Consider the following 16,589-nt stretch of genomic DNA (forward strand, 5'->3'; position numbering starts at 1 on the left):
TCTTCTTTGGAGTCGAGCTAACTTGGGAGTTGGGTCATGGCTTTGGAATAAAGCGGGTTCTGGTAATGAGATGTAAGCCAACGCTCTAGATTAGGTTAGGAAGCGGTTAAGTACCATTTTCTTTCAACACGTGAGAACTGACGGATAAAGGGCAATATTGCGTAGTCGGCTAAGCTTGGGTATTCACCCATCAAGTATTTGTGTTTAGTTAATTCCCCCTCAAGATCGCTAATAAATCGCTCACATTCCTCACGGTAGGCTTGCCCAAAGCATAATGTCCAAACTCTCGTCGATAACTGTGGAATCCGTAAATATCAATACAGGCACAGTCCCTTTCGGTGAGGCTTGAAGCATCTCGCTGGGTAGGTGGCTGGTAACCACATCACGCAGCCAAACGGGCTGTTGTGCCATCAATATGGCCAGCCTAGCCCGTACACAGTAGGGGCATCTTCGCAGGGAGTAAATTATGGGCAGTGACATGCATCAAACCTTGCTAATCTAGGAATATCTATATGATTTTAGTTTAAATTCTTGCATGGCATTGATGATGTATAGCGTTGCTAGCTGAATTAAGGCTAAACTGAAGCTAACGTTATTAGTTGAATGTCATTATTCATGGAAAAGGAGTTTCCATATGGCTTTAGAAGTATGGATATACTACGTGCTTGCTGTTTTGGTACTCACCGCATCACCGGGTCCAAGCTCGTTGCTCTGCATGACAAAGGGAGTCTCAGCAGGCTGGAAAGTGGGGGCATATACTGCTTTAGGCAGTTTGACGGCTATCACTTCTATCCTGACGTTATCGTTTACAGGCTTGGGCGTCATTATTGCTTCGTCTGAATTGTTTTTTAATTTGGTTAAGTGGGTAGGGGCGGGTTATTTGATCTATCTGGGTGTCAAATCTTTCACATCCAACAATACTCAGTTTGACAAGCCATCGCCGATAATCGCTGAACCCTCGTATTTTGCCAGCCACTTCATTAGCGGCTTTATTGTTGGCGCCAGCAACCCGAAAGCTATCCTCTTTTTTACCGCGTTATTTCCCCAGTTTATTAATCCCTCAAATGGGCTGTTCTTCCAATATGTTGTGTTTGCTGTCACATTTGTAGTGTTAGAGCTTTCTTGGTTACTTTTCTATGCCTATTTGGGCTCCAAGTCTTCGAACTGGGTATTTGCTTCTGGCAGAGCGAAGATGTTCAATAGACTCACAGGCGGTGTATTTATTGGGGCTGGCGCATTACTCTCGACAGTTAATCGGAGTTAAGCTGGCGATGATATTGGACGCCTTACGTACATAAGCTGCTCAAGCATCTTAAAACACAGTCTTTTGATGCCGCTCCGACTGTTTTTGGTGTCAACAAGGAAGGTTATGAGATGCTCTCATACCTTGAAGGCGAGGTGTATAACTATCCCTTGGTTGGGGCTGTTGCCACTATGGAAGCTCACGATGTATCAGGCGCTGCCTGTCTGAGATAAGCATCTATGTAGAAAAGGTTAGAAAGCTTGATAAATTGGATAGGCATAAAAGTAAGATTGGTGCGGAGGGAGGGACTTGAACCCTCACGTCCTTGCGGACACTAGCACCTGAAGCTAGCGCGTCTACCAATTCCGCCACCACCGCATGTCATCTTACTCGTCAGTAACAATCCTTTGCGCCTGAACGCTTGGAGCGAACAACGGGAATCGAACCCGTGTCATTAGCTTGGGAAGCTAAGGTAATACCATTATACGATGCTCGCGTATAAGTTACTGATTACAAAGAAACGATAAGCCTGTATCGCTTCACTCGCAATCCAAAATGATGAAATTTGCTACATCAATCACGCTTTGATGGGGGGGATTAAAATGATTGAACATTTAGTAAACAATTTTTATGTTGTCAGATGATGTACCGCTACTCGTTAACCCTTTCGATGTACGCGAAGATGTGGTTGATATCGCCTTTTGAGTTCATCAAAGATGTTATCGGGTTTAACTACCATCGGGGATATAGTGATCAACCTGAGCTAAGTTTACTTGGATAGCACATTTCATATTGATGCGGAGGGTGAGTATGGTGCGCCGTTATAATACATCGTTAGCGATAGCGTTGTTTGCCTTTTCAAGTGGAGTTTTATTGATTGGTTGTAATGATTCTGCTGAGCCTATGGTTGGGGCTGATGAAGACGAGCACGGGTGCAAGAACTCAGCTGGGTATAGCTGGTGTGCGAAAACTGATCGGTGTGAACGCCCATGGGAATTAGCCGAGCAACAAGGGTTTGAGAACACAGAAGAGGCCTTTGCAGACTATTGCTCTAATGAAAAAGAGAATGAATGATAGTTTCGCTATTACCTAAGCGACTTAGTGCTTCTTGTAAAATAATGTTTGTAATTTACGCCCTGCCTGTGCAGGGCGTTTTTGTATGTGGACAGAGCAATAAATCTGGAACAAAAGCGGGCTAACTGAAACAACAATTAGGTCTCACCTTTGATTTTGGTCTAATTGTTTATCTAGTTGTGCAAAAAAATGAACATTACCTTTTAGGTATAGCTGTGTTGTAAATTCATTTGCTGTATTTGCATAGGGATAGTTTGATATTACTCGGTATTTCTGAAAAGGATAATTACATTTAGTAATATTTTGTGATTTTATTGATTGGATTGTTAATTGTTCTCGATTTTTACGTGCATGACACAGGGAGATAAAAATGAGTCATTCAGAGTCAGATCTGAAAAACCTTAATCGCCGACAGTTTTTGAAAACGACTACAGGGCTAGCTGTTGCAGGGGTGGGCAGTACGGTATTTAGTAGCCAAGCTTTAGCCTCAGAGGAGCCAGTTGATTGGCAGTCTCTAAATCTAGCAAGTGGTGAAGATGAATTTTGGCGTGAAGTTAGGCAACAGTTCATTCTTGATAAACATTCAACATACATGAATATCGGGACGACCGGCTCAATGCCCAAGCCTGTGCTGCAAGCCTTTCATGAGAACAATAAAACTGTCGCGAAGTATCCATGGGATATGGATGGGAAGTTCGGTGGTTGGCCATATGTTTCAGAGATGGTTGAATCCGTTGCTGCCGGCTTTGGCGCAGAGCCGCACGAGATCATTCTGAGCCGTAACACCACAGATGGGATGTGCACTATTATCAATGGCCTTCACTTTGAGCCAGGCGATGTCATTTTAACCACACACCATGAGCATGTTGCCGCATCGTCACCTCTGAATGTTGTTAAGCAGCGTTTTGGGGTTGAGGTCGTTGAAGTAGAGCTGCCAATTTATACCGGTACAGAAAGAGTCAGCGAACAAGACTATGTGAAAGCGTTTAGAAAAGCGCTGAATGCGTACAGTAATGTTAAATTGATTGTCTTCTCGCACATTACCTACAAAACGGGGACACGTCTGCCAGCGAAGAAAATTTGTAAACTCGCGAAAAAGTATGCGGTGCCAACACTTGTGGATGGCGCGCATACCATCGGCATGATGGACTTGGATTTCCACGATATCGATTGTGACTTCTATGCAGGGTCGGGTCATAAATGGCAGTGCGGTCCGGGAGCGACAGGGATCTTGTATGTACGCGACAATGCTTCCCGCTTAGATGAGTATTGGCCAGAGTGTGAGAACCCGCTTTGGTACATTAACTCCTCGCTATCACATGCTGACTATCTGGGTACCCAATTGCAAATGCAGTATATAGGTAATGATCATTATCCGGCTAAACAGGCATTGGCTGACAGCTGCAAGATGTGGGATGAAATCGGTCGTGACCGCATTGAAGCAAGAGTGCTGTCACTGAGCAAGATTTGTAAAAACTTGCTTACCAAAGCGCTACCTCAGGCTCTTGTGTTCTCTCCTGACGTAAAAGGGTTAGACAGCGGATTAACGACATTCAACCCGTTTCCATTCAACGCTGGTGATGGTGAATTACTCACTGAATATAGAGACCGACTAAGAGAAGAGTACGGCTACATCATACGAACGACGGACTTTAAGTTATATAAGGATGATGTTGAATCAACCTATGCACTACGTATTTCAACCCATATTTTTCACAATGAAAAAGATGTAAAAGGATTAGTAAAGGCGATTGAGGACCTTTATACACGTATGGCTTGAGCAAATTAACGCCCGGCCTTAGCTGGGCGTTTTTCGCATTTCATGGATGAGAGGCTAATTGGATGAAGAAAGCAAAACGGGTAATAAATGCACTGCTTGCGACTGCATTACTGGGAACAGGGCTAGTGACCAGTACAGCCGTAACTGCTGATGATCTCGCCGAGATCAAAGCGCGAGGTGTTTTGCGTCATATCGGTGTACCTTACGCAAATTTTGTCTCTTATATCAAGACGGATGATTTCGAATCACTTAGCGGATTGGATGTTGAACTAGTTAAAGGGTTTGCCTCATCAATAGGGGTTCAGTATGAGTATGTGCCTGCCCAGTGGAACAATGTTGTTGGTAAATTGACAGGTCAAGATGCCTTATATGTGAATAATGAATTTATATGGGGGAAACAGGCTCCAATTGAGGGAGATATTATTGCTAATGGGGCGACAGTACTCGATTGGCGGGAAGAGCTGGTGGATTTTTCTACAGACTATTTTCCATCTGCCGTTTGGTTGGTTGCTCGAGCAGACTCTCCTCTAACGCCAATTAAACCAACAGGGGATGTAGATAAAGATATTACTATCGTAAAAAGCTTATTAAAGGATAAAGATGTTCTGGCGATGGAGCATTCCTGCCTCGATCCTAATTTGTATAACCTGTATGACACAGGGGCGAATATCATCCTGCCTGAGCCCGGACGCAAACTGAACGAAATGGTTCCCGCCATTTTAAATAATGATGCTGAAACAACCTTATTGGATGTGGCAGATACACTCATTGCGTTAGAAAAGTGGCCAGGAGAGATCAAAGTTATTGGACCGGTCTCACAAGATCAACGTATGGCTGCTGCATTTAGGAAAACGAGTCCCGATTTACGTCATGCATTTAATCAATACTTAACTAAGATTAGAAATGATGGGACATATCAGAAGCTTATAGAAAAGCATTATCCGTCAGTGTTTTATTTTTATGGCGACTACTTTACTAAGAGCAATGAAACTGATTTATGAAGAAATGGATTGAAAAACTGTCAAGCAGTAACCTTATCATTCTCGCCGCAGTACTGCTGGCGGCATATTTGATATTGATTTTGGCAGTGACCAACCTCGGCCAAACAAGGTTGAAAGAGTCCCAACACCGTGAGTTAACACTCAAGGTACAAAGCTATGCCAGTATGCTCGAGTACTTCTTTAGTGTGTCGAGTGAAGAAGTTTCTGATTTAACTACCAGCCGTGCAATGACAACCTTCTTTGCTAATTTAGCGTCTGGTATGTCGATGGAGTATGGGCTTGGGGCCAGTTTAGTTAGGCTTGATAATGAGCTTAATCAACTGGTTAAAACCAAGCTAATTAATAAAATACCTGTATACAAACGTTTTATACTGGCAAGTTATGATGGAACCGTAATTGTCGATACCGCTGAAAAAATCAGTCTACAGGTTGATGTGAAGCGATTCGAGAATATACCTGAAGAGACCCATGTGTTGCATACTCGACACGACTTAGAGCAACCACATAGTGAAATATTCAAAACGGTGTATTACTCTGGGCGTCCTGTTGCTTATCTCATCGCCGATATCAACACAACGGTTATTATTGAACAGCTAACGGCCCAAGAGTACGAAGGCAGTAGAAGTAAAATGCTGCTCTCAACGGGTGCTGATGATATTTTGGTATGGAACTCAATAAAAGAAGATCTAATCGAAAACTCTAATATTATTTTCTATGAGCTACCGATTGAAAACACACCTTATCAGCTGAAAGGTTGGTTTTCACCCATTAATGAAAAGGATATTTTTACATCAGGTTGGTTTGTATTTGGTATTTCTTTTTTGGCCATGCCTGTAATAATCGGTTTGTTTTATACCTTCAATATTAATAATGCCAACATCATATTAAAAACGAAATTTGAAGAATCCCATAAACAGCAAAGAGTACTTGCTGTTCAAAATGAAAGGCTGGTTGAAGAGATTGATCGTCGAAAACTCTCGGAGCGAAAATTAGCTTATCAAGCTTCGCATGATGCTCTAACGGGTTTGCCTAACCGCAAATTTGGCAATGAACAATTGGAACTGGTTTTAGCCAATGCGATTGCAACCAATACCAAGGTGCTTGTGATGTTTATTGATTTGGATAATTTTAAGCAGATCAATGACACGCTTGGCCACTTGGCTGGCGATTATATACTTACGGAAAGCAGCCAGCGCCTGCTGTCCGTTCTCGGAGGGAATAGTGTATTAGCTCGCTTAGGTGGTGATGAGTTTTTGCTTATTATTCCTAATCTCAGTGATGAAACATTTGCTCAATCATTATCATCGTCAATCCTATCGCTGTTTGAGCGTCCTTTTATTTGGAACAATCAGGAGTTTTTCATTACCACCAGTATTGGTATGTCTGTTTATCCTCAGGATGGTGACAATACCCATCAGCTTTTGGCTGCAGCAGATACGGCGATGTACCGGGTTAAGCAAGATGGGCGCAATGCGTATTTGTTCTATGACGACAGTATGTTGACGGACACCCAGCGTGCTTTGGATTTGGACGGGCGACTGCGCCAGGCTATCAGTAACAATATTATTGAAATACATTATCAGCCTATTTTTGATTTGGAAACGAATCAGATTGTGGCGGCCGAAGCTTTAATGCGTTGGAATGATGATAAGTTAGGTTTTATCTCGCCCGAGGAATTTATTCCACTAGCCGAAAAGAACGGTTTGATCCACAAGTTAGGTGAGATCGCGATTACACAAGCATGTCACCAAGCCGCTAGGTGGCAGTCAATAATGCCTATTAAAATTTCTATCAACTTTTCAAGTGTGCAGTTTAGGTATTGCGAAAAGCTATTAGCTCAAATTCAGCAGGGTCTTGAGTCGTCAGGTTTGCCTGCCAATAGGCTGGATATTGAAGTGACAGAAAGTCTGCTGTTTAACCATACCCAAGATGTTATTACCTTACTTAATAACTTACGTAAGCAAGGGGTAGAGTTGACGATTGATGATTTTGGTACGGGTTACTCAGCATTGAGCTATCTGCAGAAATTTCCTTTCGATAAGTTGAAAATTGACCGTTCTTTTTTGATCGATATTGATCAAAATGAGCCCAACCGAGAGCTGGTTGGTGCCATTATTGCGATGGCCAAAGCCCTGAATATTCACGTTGTAGCCGAAGGGGTAGAGACCCGCTGGCATACAGACTTCCTTCTAGAAAAAGAGTGTGATTACGGGCAGGGGTACTACTTCAGTAAGCCACTACCTGCAGATTTGTTTGAGCAGCTGCTGTCGAAGGCTAGGGTGCCGCAATCCGTTGCTTGAGAGCTGAAGCAACAATAGTAACAAAATCAACGCAAAGCGAACGGCTTTTCACGGTGCGTTGATTTTTACTCGCGAAGATTAGTCAGCGATTACAGTGCTTCTAGCGGGAAGTGCTCAGCGGGATCAACAATCTCATTTTGAGCGGCAATGGTTTGTAGCTCCCACTCGCCACGCTGTGAGGTTTCTTTTAGTACGGCGTAACACGCATCATTACAATGGCTGAAAGCCTCCTCGGCCTTGCCTGTGGCTAGGTATTGGCCAGTGAATAGTGCTGAAATGAGATCGCCAACACCAACAGGCTGCTTGTCGAATTCAAGGTGAGGACGTTGAGCGAGCCAGCAGCCTTCCTGAGTTGCCAGCATCATAGAGAACATCTCGCTTGATACACTGTGCAGGTGCTTAACTAGGACCATTTTAGGGCCTTTTCCCAATGCAAGTTGACAGGCTTTTACTGCATCTTCTAGCGAGTTGATTTCTATACCAGCAAACTGGCTGAGCTCAAACTGGTTCGGCACAATAATATCTGCCATCGGCATCAGAGTATTAATAAGGTGCTCAGCAATGCCAGGAGCGACGATACAGCCTTTGTCTGGTGCACCCATTACTGGATCACAAACATAGAGAGCTTGCGGATTGGCCGCTTTGACTCTCTGAACGGTTTCTTGAATGGCGAGGCACTGCTCTGCACTACCTTGGTAGCCGCTAAGCACTGCTTCACAGTTCTCAAGCTGCCCAATCGCTGCCATGCCGGATACGAGACTGGTGATATCTTCCGCAGCAAATGCACGTCCTGTCCACCCTTCTTTATATTGGGTATGGTTTGAAAACTGAACAGTATGAATTGGCCAAACTTCAAAGCCCATGCGCTGAAGTGGAAAAACGGCTGAGCTATTACCTGCGTGCCCATAAACGACATGTGACTGAACAGAAAGAATACCTTTCATTATTTTTATCCTGTTGGGGTATGTGTACGACACCGATAATAATGTGACAGGACGTTTATCACAATTGTTAATAATGCAGTGCTGCAATCAAGGGTAAAGATTTGTTGAGTTTAAACTTGTCAGCCAAGTTAGGTCATGTCAGATTGGTTTATATCTGTACAGTTAGGTGCGGGTGAGCTCTAGAGGGTAGGAGGATACATGGATGTTTTGGAAATAGTGACAACCACTGATGATGAGCAAGGGTTGATTGAGTTATTAATTGAATGTGTTAACGATGGCGCATCCATCGGATTTTTACCACCATTAAAGAAAGTAGAAGCCATTTCATATTGGCACAGTATTGAGGCTGAACTTGCGAGAGGTGAGCGGCGCCTATTTATAGCTCTAGACGGTGATAAAGTAGTGGGTGTCGTTCAATTAGCACTGTGTCAAAAAGCGAATGGAATCCACCGGGCAGAAATTGAAAAGCTAATGGTGTTGCCTCAGCAAAGAGGTAAAGGGTGTGGTAGGGCTTTAATGGCTGCAGCGGAAAAGGCCGCAGTGAAATTAGGTAGAAGCCTGTTGGTGTTGGATACCCGAAAAGGTGATGTGGCTTCTAAACTTTATTCTGCTATGGGGTTTCAGTTTGCGGGTGAAATTCCTGCATTTGCGATCAGTGCGAATGGTGAACTAGACGCAACATTACTGTTTTATAAACAACTGCATTAATACGATAGTCGCGCAGGTTTATGGGTAAGTGGTTCGGCTTCAGTATATAAAATCTATTTATTTTAAATGACTAGTTTTCGCTAGTCATTTTTTTCGTTTTTCGATTTTCAAAAGAAAGCTTTTAAATTTGATATCTAGAACCAACTAGCACAATAAATGAACAGAGATGCGATTTAACTGCAATATTCATCATACAAAATCATCTATGCAATCGGTTTTGACTTTTACTTATGAGTTTATTATTTCCTTTTTAATCAGTATTTTACTGATAATTTTTATATCAACATCACATATGTGCAAAAAAGTGCATTTGGTATAGGTGATTTGTTGAATAAGTTGCTTTTGATCGTGAAATTATCATTTGTAAATTGCTAGTTTATGCAGTGCATAATATTGAAGGAGTATAATATGCAAGACGCAAATTCTAGGTTCCCTTTTATTGCTAGAGTTCTTATCTTAAGGCAGTTTCTTTGGGGTGCAGCATTCTACGGCACCTATGTTCTACTCACGAAGTTTTTTCTTGATGAGCTAAATTACAGCGAAGCCGAAACTATCATGATGATGGGGGCCTTCGGTGCGGTTGGTCCGGTATTCTCGGCTGTCGGTGGTTTTGTCGCTGACCGTTATATTGGCTCATTCCGTGCGGTATATATTGGCTACACCACATACACCATAGGCTTCTTTACCTTGGGTATAGGTGCAAGTTCGCTGAATGTGCCATTGAGTATTTTTGCGATTGCTTTAATCGGCTATGCAAGGGGGCTTTCTGCTACTAGCCCGACGGTACTCTTGGGTAATTCTTATGCTTCAGACAACCGAGATTCGTTCCAGCAAGGTTTGACGGTTAACTATTCGATAAACAATTTAGGCTCTTTTGCTTCAAAATACCTTTTCCCTTTTATGGTGGCGTTCTTAGCGTACCAAGGTAACTTCTATATTGCGTCGGGGCTGATGTCTATTACCTTGGTTCTATTTGTGCTTTTCCGTGATCGCTTCGTCGCCGTGGGTAATGAGATTGACCGTCGACCAGTATCAATGAAAGTGTGGGGTGCCTTTGTACTAGGATCTGCTTTAATGCTTGGTCTGGTGTTCTGGGTCTTCTCGAATCTTGATGAAGGTAAATACCTGCTTTACGCATTGGGTGCGGGTGCGATTGGTTATTTCATTTTTGAAATCACTCGTGCAACCACAGCTTTCAAATACAAAATGTGTGGGGTGTTAATCCTTATTTTCATCATGATCGTGTTCTACTTCTACTACGGTCAGATGCTGACATCAATGAACATCTACGCGATAAACCTGATGGGTGACCACCTATTTGGCTTGATCCCAATCCGCCCTGAGTCTAATGCTGCATTTAACCCGTTATGGTGTTTCGTATTGGGCGGCCCGGTGATCTTCGTTTATGGTTGGCTTGAGAGAAAAGGTATTTCTCCATCGATTCCAACTAAGTTTGCCGCCGCATTTATCTTCAGTGCGATTGCGTTCTCACTGCTTGGCCTATCAACCAACTTTGTCGGTGAAAACGGTAAGATATCTGCGGATTGGATCTTATGGGTGCACTTCTTCCAGTCTTTGGCTGAGTTGATTGTTGGTGCTTTGGGTGCTGGCTTTATCTTTGAGATGGTGCCTCGCTACTTGTCGGCTTTTTCAATCGGCCTTCGTTCTGTCGCATTGTCACTAAGTGGCATTTTAGCGGCGGTTATCTCCACCAAGATTGCGCTGCCGAAAGATGTTGAGCTAACCCAAGAGCTGATCGAAAGCGTTTATGCGAGTTACTTCTTTAACCTTGCAATACTGGCCGTTGTGATGGCCTTTGTGACTCTGGCACTCTCTAAAGTGATCACCAAGCTTATCCGCAAAGGAGAAGAGCTAGAGAAGGAAGAAGAGGCGAAGTCACTGACCCCTCAGCATTGATTCTGATTTATCAGAGATTGATTTTGTAGAGTTTTATCTCTCATATAAAAACTTTCTGAAAGCCAAACGCCAGCTATTTGCTGGCGTTTTTTATTTTGGGTGGGAAAGTGCTGCTACTTATTGAGCGCTTGAATAGCATTTTTACTTGTACGATCAGGCTAATTGGTGTGATATTAATCGTATGAAAACACACAAGATAGTGGAGGGTATGTGAAAAATTACCTGCTTGCTGCAGTCATTGGTGCAGTGATGTTGACTGGGTGTGGAGAGGAGCTGCAAATAACAGCTCAACCGATGAAGAATGTTGAGGACGTCCGTTATCAAGATGGTAATTTGGATGTCTACTGTTTAACCGGTATCTGCCAGTTCGAGTTATCGTCTAATAAAGACGTCGATTTAACCGTCACTATGCATTACAGCGAATCCCGCTCTTTCGACAAAATAGAGGGAGTCAGTGTCACTGGCCGAGGTGGCTCCACAATTGAAATGCAAGGTGGCAAAAGCTTCCAGTTATCATTGGAAGCCAATAATCCACCCAGCACGATTCAAGTTGTCGATTACTACCGAAATTAATGGGCTATTGCTGATTTAACTTACGTTTGTGTCTGTTGGAAGCATTCGGTGCCGGTTTTACTGGTACCGGCTTTTTGCCTGCAACTAAATGCCGGATAGCAAGAATAGGGTGGTGATAGAGCATTTTCGGGCCACTATAGCGCATGATGATGCGTGAGCGCTCTTTATAGTCCGCTTTGTAGCAATGGATTGGGCATAATTTACAAGTGGGTTTTTCCTCGCCATATGGGCAGCGGTCGAGCTTTGTTAGTGCGTAGTTTAAAAAGTCGACGCACTCTTTACATAGCATCTTTGACCCATGATGATCCTTGCAGTAAATCTTCACCATCGCCTCAATGGTTTTATACTCTGTTTTTAGGCTCCCGATTAAGACTGAAGCGTCTATTTCGTGGTCACTCATGGTCATTTCTCTTGCTAAGAATCAATGCTGAACAACTAAAGTTATATTTCAAATGTAACTTATTGGGAAGGTGAAAAATATGACACAAATCGTCATTTTCCTTATAAATGCCCCGATTCATGTTAAGAGAACGAAAAAATTACAAATTTCTGCCAAGAATAGGCCTTGGGTGGGTTGATTTCGGCGAGTATGAGCAGTAGTATCCGCACCTCTTTTTTTGTGGTGGTGTATATGAGCAGATTTGAGTGCCTGGAAAGAATCGTCGAAGAATATCGTAAGAAAGTTCGCGACGCTGAGTTTAATAAACAGAATGACAGTGAAGTCGCTAAAGTGTTGGTTCTGCTTGTTGGAAACTCTATGTTCAACTTGGCAGATGAATTTGCAGATTGGGTAAATCGTGGTGGTGATCGTAGCTACGGCGGTAAGTTCTTCGTTTCAAAGCAGCTGATGACATTGCTTGAGCCGGTAACTTTCCGTGGTGTAACTGTTCGCCGTGACTCGATTAAGCTATTCCGAATTTCTTAATTCGGCAAAGCATTTATCGTTTATTCAATGACTCTCATAAAAGAAAATTGAAGAACAGATTTTTAGCGAGATTTGCCTTTGAAGTCTCGTTAGCAAGAAAGGATGCTTCGGCATCTTTTTTTGTGTCTGGTGGTTATGTGTTTTTTGTTCTATGTGCGTATTTTACACGCGCGGCCCAGAGGCGATATAGAAGGCAAGTAATAGCTTCACACCAAGTAGATAGAGAAAGGCTTCCATAGCGCCGTATAGGGGCTTTTAGAGCATCAATATTCGCCTTAGCCTGATTAGCCATCTCAAGCTAAGTTTGATATAAAGCCCACAGTCAGTCTAAAAAAGAGAAAATGATCAATGGATGCAGAGTTTTGGCATAGCCGCTGGGCGGAAAACCGAATTGGTTTCCACCTTGATGACACCAACCCAATGCTTGAAAAATTCTGGCAGGAAGTACAGCCTACGAGAGAGGATTCTGTACTGGTTCCTATGTGTGGTAAGTCAGTTGATTTAACCTGGCTTGCGACCAAACATAACAAAGTCGTAGGCATTGAACTTAGTGAGATTGCTGTTCGCGCTTTCTTTGCAGAACACTTTTATACCCCGATGGTTATTCCTATGGGGAACGGCCAATCAATCTATGAGTTTGATGAAATTACCATTCACTGTGGTGACTATTTCACAGCCAAGGTTGACCCGGTCGATATCGTCTATGATCGTGCAGCGTTGATCGCTATGCCGCAGGAAATGCGCCAGAGTTATGTGCAGAAGCTACTTTCAATGGTGAAGCCGGGCGGACGTATTTTGCTGATCACTTTGGATTACCCGCAGCACGAAATGGATGGCCCTCCATTCTCAGTGGTAAAAGATGAAATCGAAGCGCTATTTGCTGGCTGTGAAATCCGACATTTGGCCCGTGACGATGCTGATGAGACACACCCTCGTCGTAAGCGTGGCTTGACGCGTTTTGCAGAAGAAGCGTGGTTGATTACGGTTTCCTGATACCAAGATAGAAGGGTATAAGTTACTGATAACAAAAAAGGAGCCGATGGCTCCTTTTTTAGAAAATGATTAACTTGCTACGATTACTGGTTGAGTAGGCGTAATTAGTACACAACCTTGATATCAGCGGCCGTCGCGATAGCATCTTCAACAGCACTTTCAGTACTGTCACGGCGCGTTAGCGCAACACCAAGTCGCCGGCGACCGTTAATTTCTGGTTTGCCGAACAGGCGGATTTGAGTATTCGGGCGAGCCACTGCTACGGCAATGTTATCGAAGCGAATATCCTCTGAACTACCTTCACCCAATACCACAGCAGAGGCTGATGGACCGTATTGGTGGATAGTGTGAATCGGTAGGCCAAGGAACGCACGAACGTGCAGGGCAAATTCTGAAAGCTCTTGCGAGATCAGTGTCACCATGCCGGTATCATGCGGGCGAGGGGACACTTCATTGAAGATGACCTGGTCGCCTTTGACGAAAAGCTCAACACCGAAGATACCGTAGCCACCCAGTGCATTTACTACTTTCCCTGCAGCGTGCTCTGCCGCTTTGATTGCCGCTTCTGACATCACTTGTGGCTGCCAAGATTCACGGTAGTCACCATCTTGCTGGCGGTGACCGATTGGCGCACAGAAATGGGTGCCGTCTACTGCACGAACGGTTAGGAGAGTAATTTCGTAGTCAAAATCGATGAAGCCTTCAACAATCACACGACCCGCACCAGTACGGCCGCCTTCTTGGGCGTAGTTCCATGCCTTCTCAATATCCTCTTGTGACTTGATGACACTCTGGCCTTTGCCTGATGAACTCATGACAGGTTTCACGACACAAGGAATGCCAACGTGCTCTACGGCGGCCTTGAAGTCGTTGTAGTTGTCAGCAAAACGGTAAGGAGAGGTAGTCAGTTCAAGCTCTTCTGCTGCTAGGCGACGGATACCTTCACGGTTCATGGTCAATTTGGTGGCATTGGCTGTTGGTACAACATTCAACCCTTCAGTCTCAAGTGCAACTAGTGTGTCGGTTGCAATGGCCTCAATTTCAGGGACAACGTAATCAGGCTTTTCATCGGCAATCAGTTGCTTTAGTGCTTCACCGTCAAGCATGTCGATAACATGGCTGCGGTGGGCAACGTGCATCGCCGGCGCATCGGCATAACGGTCAACGGCAATGACTTCAAGGCCAAGGCGTTGGCATTCAATAGCTACTTCTTTACCAAGCTCGCCAGAGCCAAGAAGAAGTACACGCGTTGCGTTCAGGCGGGTTGCAGATCCTAACATGGGAATTCCTTACTGGAGGTGACGTGAAACTTGTGCGGATCATACAGCAATTTCACCCTCGCGCAAACGTTTGCTTTGGTTTGATCATGACAATTTTGCGAATGGCGAATGATAAAAAAACGTAAGTTAAGAAATGGTTAGAGCGGCGACAGGCTGGTGATATTTTCGTCTATGCTAGGGGTTTTCCAACGACAACAGAATTACAGCAATATTCTGTCATGATTGTCAAAGTTATGTCATTAGTCAGTTGTCAGGGTCGAAATGGTTTGGCTTTGCGGTTAGATTAGCCGCAGTTTTGATTAGCAACGACAATGATTACATCATGAAAAAATATCTGCTAGCACTGGGACTGATGATGGCAGTTCCGTTTTCAGCTCATGCATCGCAAGCTGTTGGTATCTTCTTTGGTAGCCCGATGTCGGGTATTCAGTACAAGCACAATGATCTGCGTTTCTCATTGGGTATCGACGACTTTGGCTTGGCTTTCGACAAAACCTTCAACCTAGGCTCTCTAACTCAAGATCCAGGTATGAACAACCTTTACACTTTTGTGGGTGCTCAATACGTTGACAACAAATACAACAAACTTGGTGTTCGTGGTGGTATTGGCTTCCAGGTGCCGGTAAACAGCTTCGAGTTCTACGGTGAAGTTGGTCCGACTCTGTATGTAGTCGAAGATGTCGACCTAGACCTTGAAGGTCAGCTAGGTTTCCGTATTCGTTTCTAATTTATTAGCGGAATACTGTTTGCCCAAGCTGCTTGGGAAAAGCGAGGAGCATCGTGTAAAACGATCTCCTCGTTTTTGTTTGGGTATATCTAACTACTCTTCTATTAGCTTAGCTTCCAGATAATACTTTCTTGCACCATCGTGGAGTGGTGCAGTGAGACCGTCTGCGACCATTTGCTCCTTGGTGAGGATGGCAAAAGCGGGATGAAGCTTTTTGAAGTTCTCAAAGTTATTGAACACCGATTTGACCACTTCATAGATGATATTTTCATTTACAGCCGCTGATGACACAAGGGTGGCACCGACCCCGAAGGTTTGCACGTTGTGGTTGTTACCGCGATACATTTTCGCCGGTATGGTTGTCGTGCGATAGAAACTGTTCTCCTCAACCAATCGGTCCACCACTGGGCCAGAGACATCGACAATCACACTCTCGCAGGCTGTCGTAGCTTCCTTGATTGCACCGCTAGGGTGGCCAACGGTATAGACGATGGCATCGATTTTGTTCTCGCACAGGGCGTGAGATTGGTAAGACGCCTTTAATTCGCTAACCTGGGCAAAGTCTTTTTTCGTCCAGCCATAGGCTTTCATTAGCATTTCCATCGTATTGCGTTGACCCGAGCCCGGGTTGCCGATGTTCACCCGTTTGCCTTTGAGATCCTCAAAATTCTTGATGCCGGAATCTGCCCGGGCGACCACAGTGAAAGGTTCAGGGTGAATAGAAAACAAGGAACGCAGTGATTTGAACGGGCCTTTGCTTTTAAATTTACTGGTGCCGTTGTAGGCATGATATTGCCAATCTGATTGAGCGATCCCTAAGTCCAGCTCGCCGGCACGGATGGTGTTGATGTTATATATAGAGCCGCCGGTAGACTCAACCGAGCATCTTACGCCATGCTTCTTTCGATCTTTATTGACCAGGCGGCATATGGCACCGCCTGTCGGGTAGTAGACGCCGGTTACACCACCGGTACCGATAGTGACAAAAGATTGAGCTTGTGACATTGAAGAAAGTGATAGCAGAGCGCTGCTAATAAATAAGAAAGCTAAAGCACGCCAAGACATTCCGTAAACCTCGTATCTATCTGGTTAGGCTGAGTGTAGACGGTGAGGTTATGAGATTT

Annotated in this window: 15 protein-coding genes, 2 tRNA genes and 1 pseudogene; 11 read left to right on the forward strand and 7 right to left on the reverse strand. The window is 44.1% G+C overall.

Annotated elements, in window-relative coordinates; all coding sequences use genetic code 11:
* Positions 1 to 17: 17 nt before the first annotated feature.
* Positions 18 to 480 (reverse strand): annotated as a pseudogene (locus tag R2X38_RS26785) (glutathione S-transferase N-terminal domain-containing protein).
* 154 nt (positions 481 to 634) lie between these two features.
* On the opposite strand from R2X38_RS26785, the gene R2X38_RS06525 reads away from it, so the two are divergent.
* On the forward strand, positions 635 to 1,264 hold the full coding sequence (locus R2X38_RS06525) for a LysE family translocator (protein ID WP_317521366.1): 630 nt from the start codon (positions 635 to 637) through the stop codon (positions 1,262 to 1,264).
* A 270-nt stretch (positions 1,265 to 1,534) separates the two neighbouring features.
* Here the strand turns inward: R2X38_RS06525 and R2X38_RS06530 are convergent.
* Both R2X38_RS06530 and R2X38_RS06535 read right to left on the reverse strand, forming a co-directional pair.
* A tRNA-Leu gene (locus R2X38_RS06530) sits at positions 1,535 to 1,621 on the reverse strand.
* A gap of 44 nt (positions 1,622 to 1,665) precedes the next feature.
* Positions 1,666 to 1,739, reverse strand: a tRNA-Gly gene (locus tag R2X38_RS06535).
* A 314-nt stretch (positions 1,740 to 2,053) separates the two neighbouring features.
* Between R2X38_RS06535 and R2X38_RS06540 the strand changes: the two genes are divergently transcribed.
* From R2X38_RS06540 to R2X38_RS06555, 4 genes are all read left to right on the forward strand, one after another.
* Positions 2,054 to 2,317 (forward strand): hypothetical protein, encoded by a 264-nt coding sequence (locus R2X38_RS06540; RefSeq protein WP_317521367.1) that lies wholly within the window; start codon positions 2,054 to 2,056, stop codon positions 2,315 to 2,317.
* A 370-nt stretch (positions 2,318 to 2,687) separates the two neighbouring features.
* Positions 2,688 to 4,097 (forward strand): aminotransferase class V-fold PLP-dependent enzyme, encoded by a 1,410-nt coding sequence (locus R2X38_RS06545; protein ID WP_317521368.1) that lies wholly within the window; start codon positions 2,688 to 2,690, stop codon positions 4,095 to 4,097.
* 62 nt (positions 4,098 to 4,159) lie between these two features.
* Positions 4,160 to 5,098 carry a transporter substrate-binding domain-containing protein gene (locus R2X38_RS06550; protein WP_317521369.1) on the forward strand — a complete coding sequence of 313 codons (939 nt, stop codon included), beginning with the start codon at positions 4,160 to 4,162 and terminating at the stop codon, positions 5,096 to 5,098.
* Positions 5,095 to 7,398, forward strand: a complete 2,304-nt coding sequence (locus R2X38_RS06555; protein ID WP_317521370.1) for a bifunctional diguanylate cyclase/phosphodiesterase — start codon at positions 5,095 to 5,097, stop codon at positions 7,396 to 7,398. Before R2X38_RS06550 ends, R2X38_RS06555 begins: the two co-directional genes overlap by 4 nt.
* A gap of 89 nt (positions 7,399 to 7,487) precedes the next feature.
* Here R2X38_RS06555 and pdxY read toward each other — a convergent pair whose 3' ends face one another.
* The gene (pdxY, locus tag R2X38_RS06560) at positions 7,488 to 8,342 is read right to left on the reverse strand and encodes a pyridoxal kinase PdxY (protein WP_317521371.1); all 855 of its coding nucleotides are present in this window, start codon (positions 8,340 to 8,342) and stop codon (positions 7,488 to 7,490) included.
* 198 nt (positions 8,343 to 8,540) lie between these two features.
* On the opposite strand from pdxY, the gene R2X38_RS06565 reads away from it, so the two are divergent.
* The 3 genes from R2X38_RS06565 (at position 8,541) to R2X38_RS06575 (ending at position 11,540) form a co-directional block, all read left to right on the forward strand.
* Complete coding sequence (locus R2X38_RS06565; protein ID WP_317521372.1) at positions 8,541 to 9,050, forward strand: GNAT family N-acetyltransferase; 510 nt, start codon at positions 8,541 to 8,543, stop codon at positions 9,048 to 9,050.
* A 408-nt stretch (positions 9,051 to 9,458) separates the two neighbouring features.
* Positions 9,459 to 10,967, forward strand: coding sequence for a peptide MFS transporter (locus tag R2X38_RS06570; protein ID WP_317521373.1), 1,509 nt, complete (start codon positions 9,459 to 9,461; stop codon positions 10,965 to 10,967).
* A gap of 210 nt (positions 10,968 to 11,177) precedes the next feature.
* Positions 11,178 to 11,540, forward strand: coding sequence for a spore gernimation protein (locus tag R2X38_RS06575; RefSeq protein ID WP_317521374.1), 363 nt, complete (start codon positions 11,178 to 11,180; stop codon positions 11,538 to 11,540).
* Between the two features lie 4 nt (positions 11,541 to 11,544).
* Here R2X38_RS06575 and R2X38_RS06580 read toward each other — a convergent pair whose 3' ends face one another.
* Positions 11,545 to 11,940, reverse strand: coding sequence for a nitrous oxide-stimulated promoter family protein (locus R2X38_RS06580; protein WP_317521375.1), 396 nt, complete (start codon positions 11,938 to 11,940; stop codon positions 11,545 to 11,547).
* 231 nt (positions 11,941 to 12,171) lie between these two features.
* Here R2X38_RS06580 and R2X38_RS06585 point away from each other — a divergent pair, with 231 nt between their 5' ends.
* Together R2X38_RS06585 and R2X38_RS06590 are read left to right on the forward strand one after the other, a co-directional pair.
* The gene (locus R2X38_RS06585) at positions 12,172 to 12,465 is read left to right on the forward strand and encodes a hypothetical protein (RefSeq protein ID WP_107348508.1); all 294 of its coding nucleotides are present in this window, start codon (positions 12,172 to 12,174) and stop codon (positions 12,463 to 12,465) included.
* Positions 12,466 to 12,813: 348 nt separating this feature from the next.
* Positions 12,814 to 13,458, forward strand: coding sequence for a thiopurine S-methyltransferase (locus R2X38_RS06590; protein WP_317521377.1), 645 nt, complete (start codon positions 12,814 to 12,816; stop codon positions 13,456 to 13,458).
* Positions 13,459 to 13,562: 104 nt separating this feature from the next.
* Here R2X38_RS06590 and purT read toward each other — a convergent pair whose 3' ends face one another.
* Entirely contained in the window at positions 13,563 to 14,738 is a 1,176-nt protein-coding gene (purT, locus tag R2X38_RS06595; RefSeq protein ID WP_317521378.1) for a formate-dependent phosphoribosylglycinamide formyltransferase, read from the reverse strand.
* A 322-nt stretch (positions 14,739 to 15,060) separates the two neighbouring features.
* On the opposite strand from purT, the gene R2X38_RS06600 reads away from it, so the two are divergent.
* Entirely contained in the window at positions 15,061 to 15,465 is a 405-nt protein-coding gene (locus tag R2X38_RS06600; protein ID WP_166645511.1) for a hypothetical protein, read from the forward strand.
* Positions 15,466 to 15,558: 93 nt separating this feature from the next.
* Here the strand turns inward: R2X38_RS06600 and R2X38_RS06605 are convergent, their stop codons facing one another.
* On the reverse strand, positions 15,559 to 16,530 hold the full coding sequence (locus R2X38_RS06605) for a TAXI family TRAP transporter solute-binding subunit (protein WP_317521380.1): 972 nt from the start codon (positions 16,528 to 16,530) through the stop codon (positions 15,559 to 15,561).
* Positions 16,531 to 16,589: the final 59 nt, after the last annotated feature.

The organism is Photobacterium rosenbergii, assembly GCF_033022775.1.
GTDB lineage: Bacteria > Pseudomonadota > Gammaproteobacteria > Enterobacterales > Vibrionaceae > Photobacterium > Photobacterium rosenbergii_A.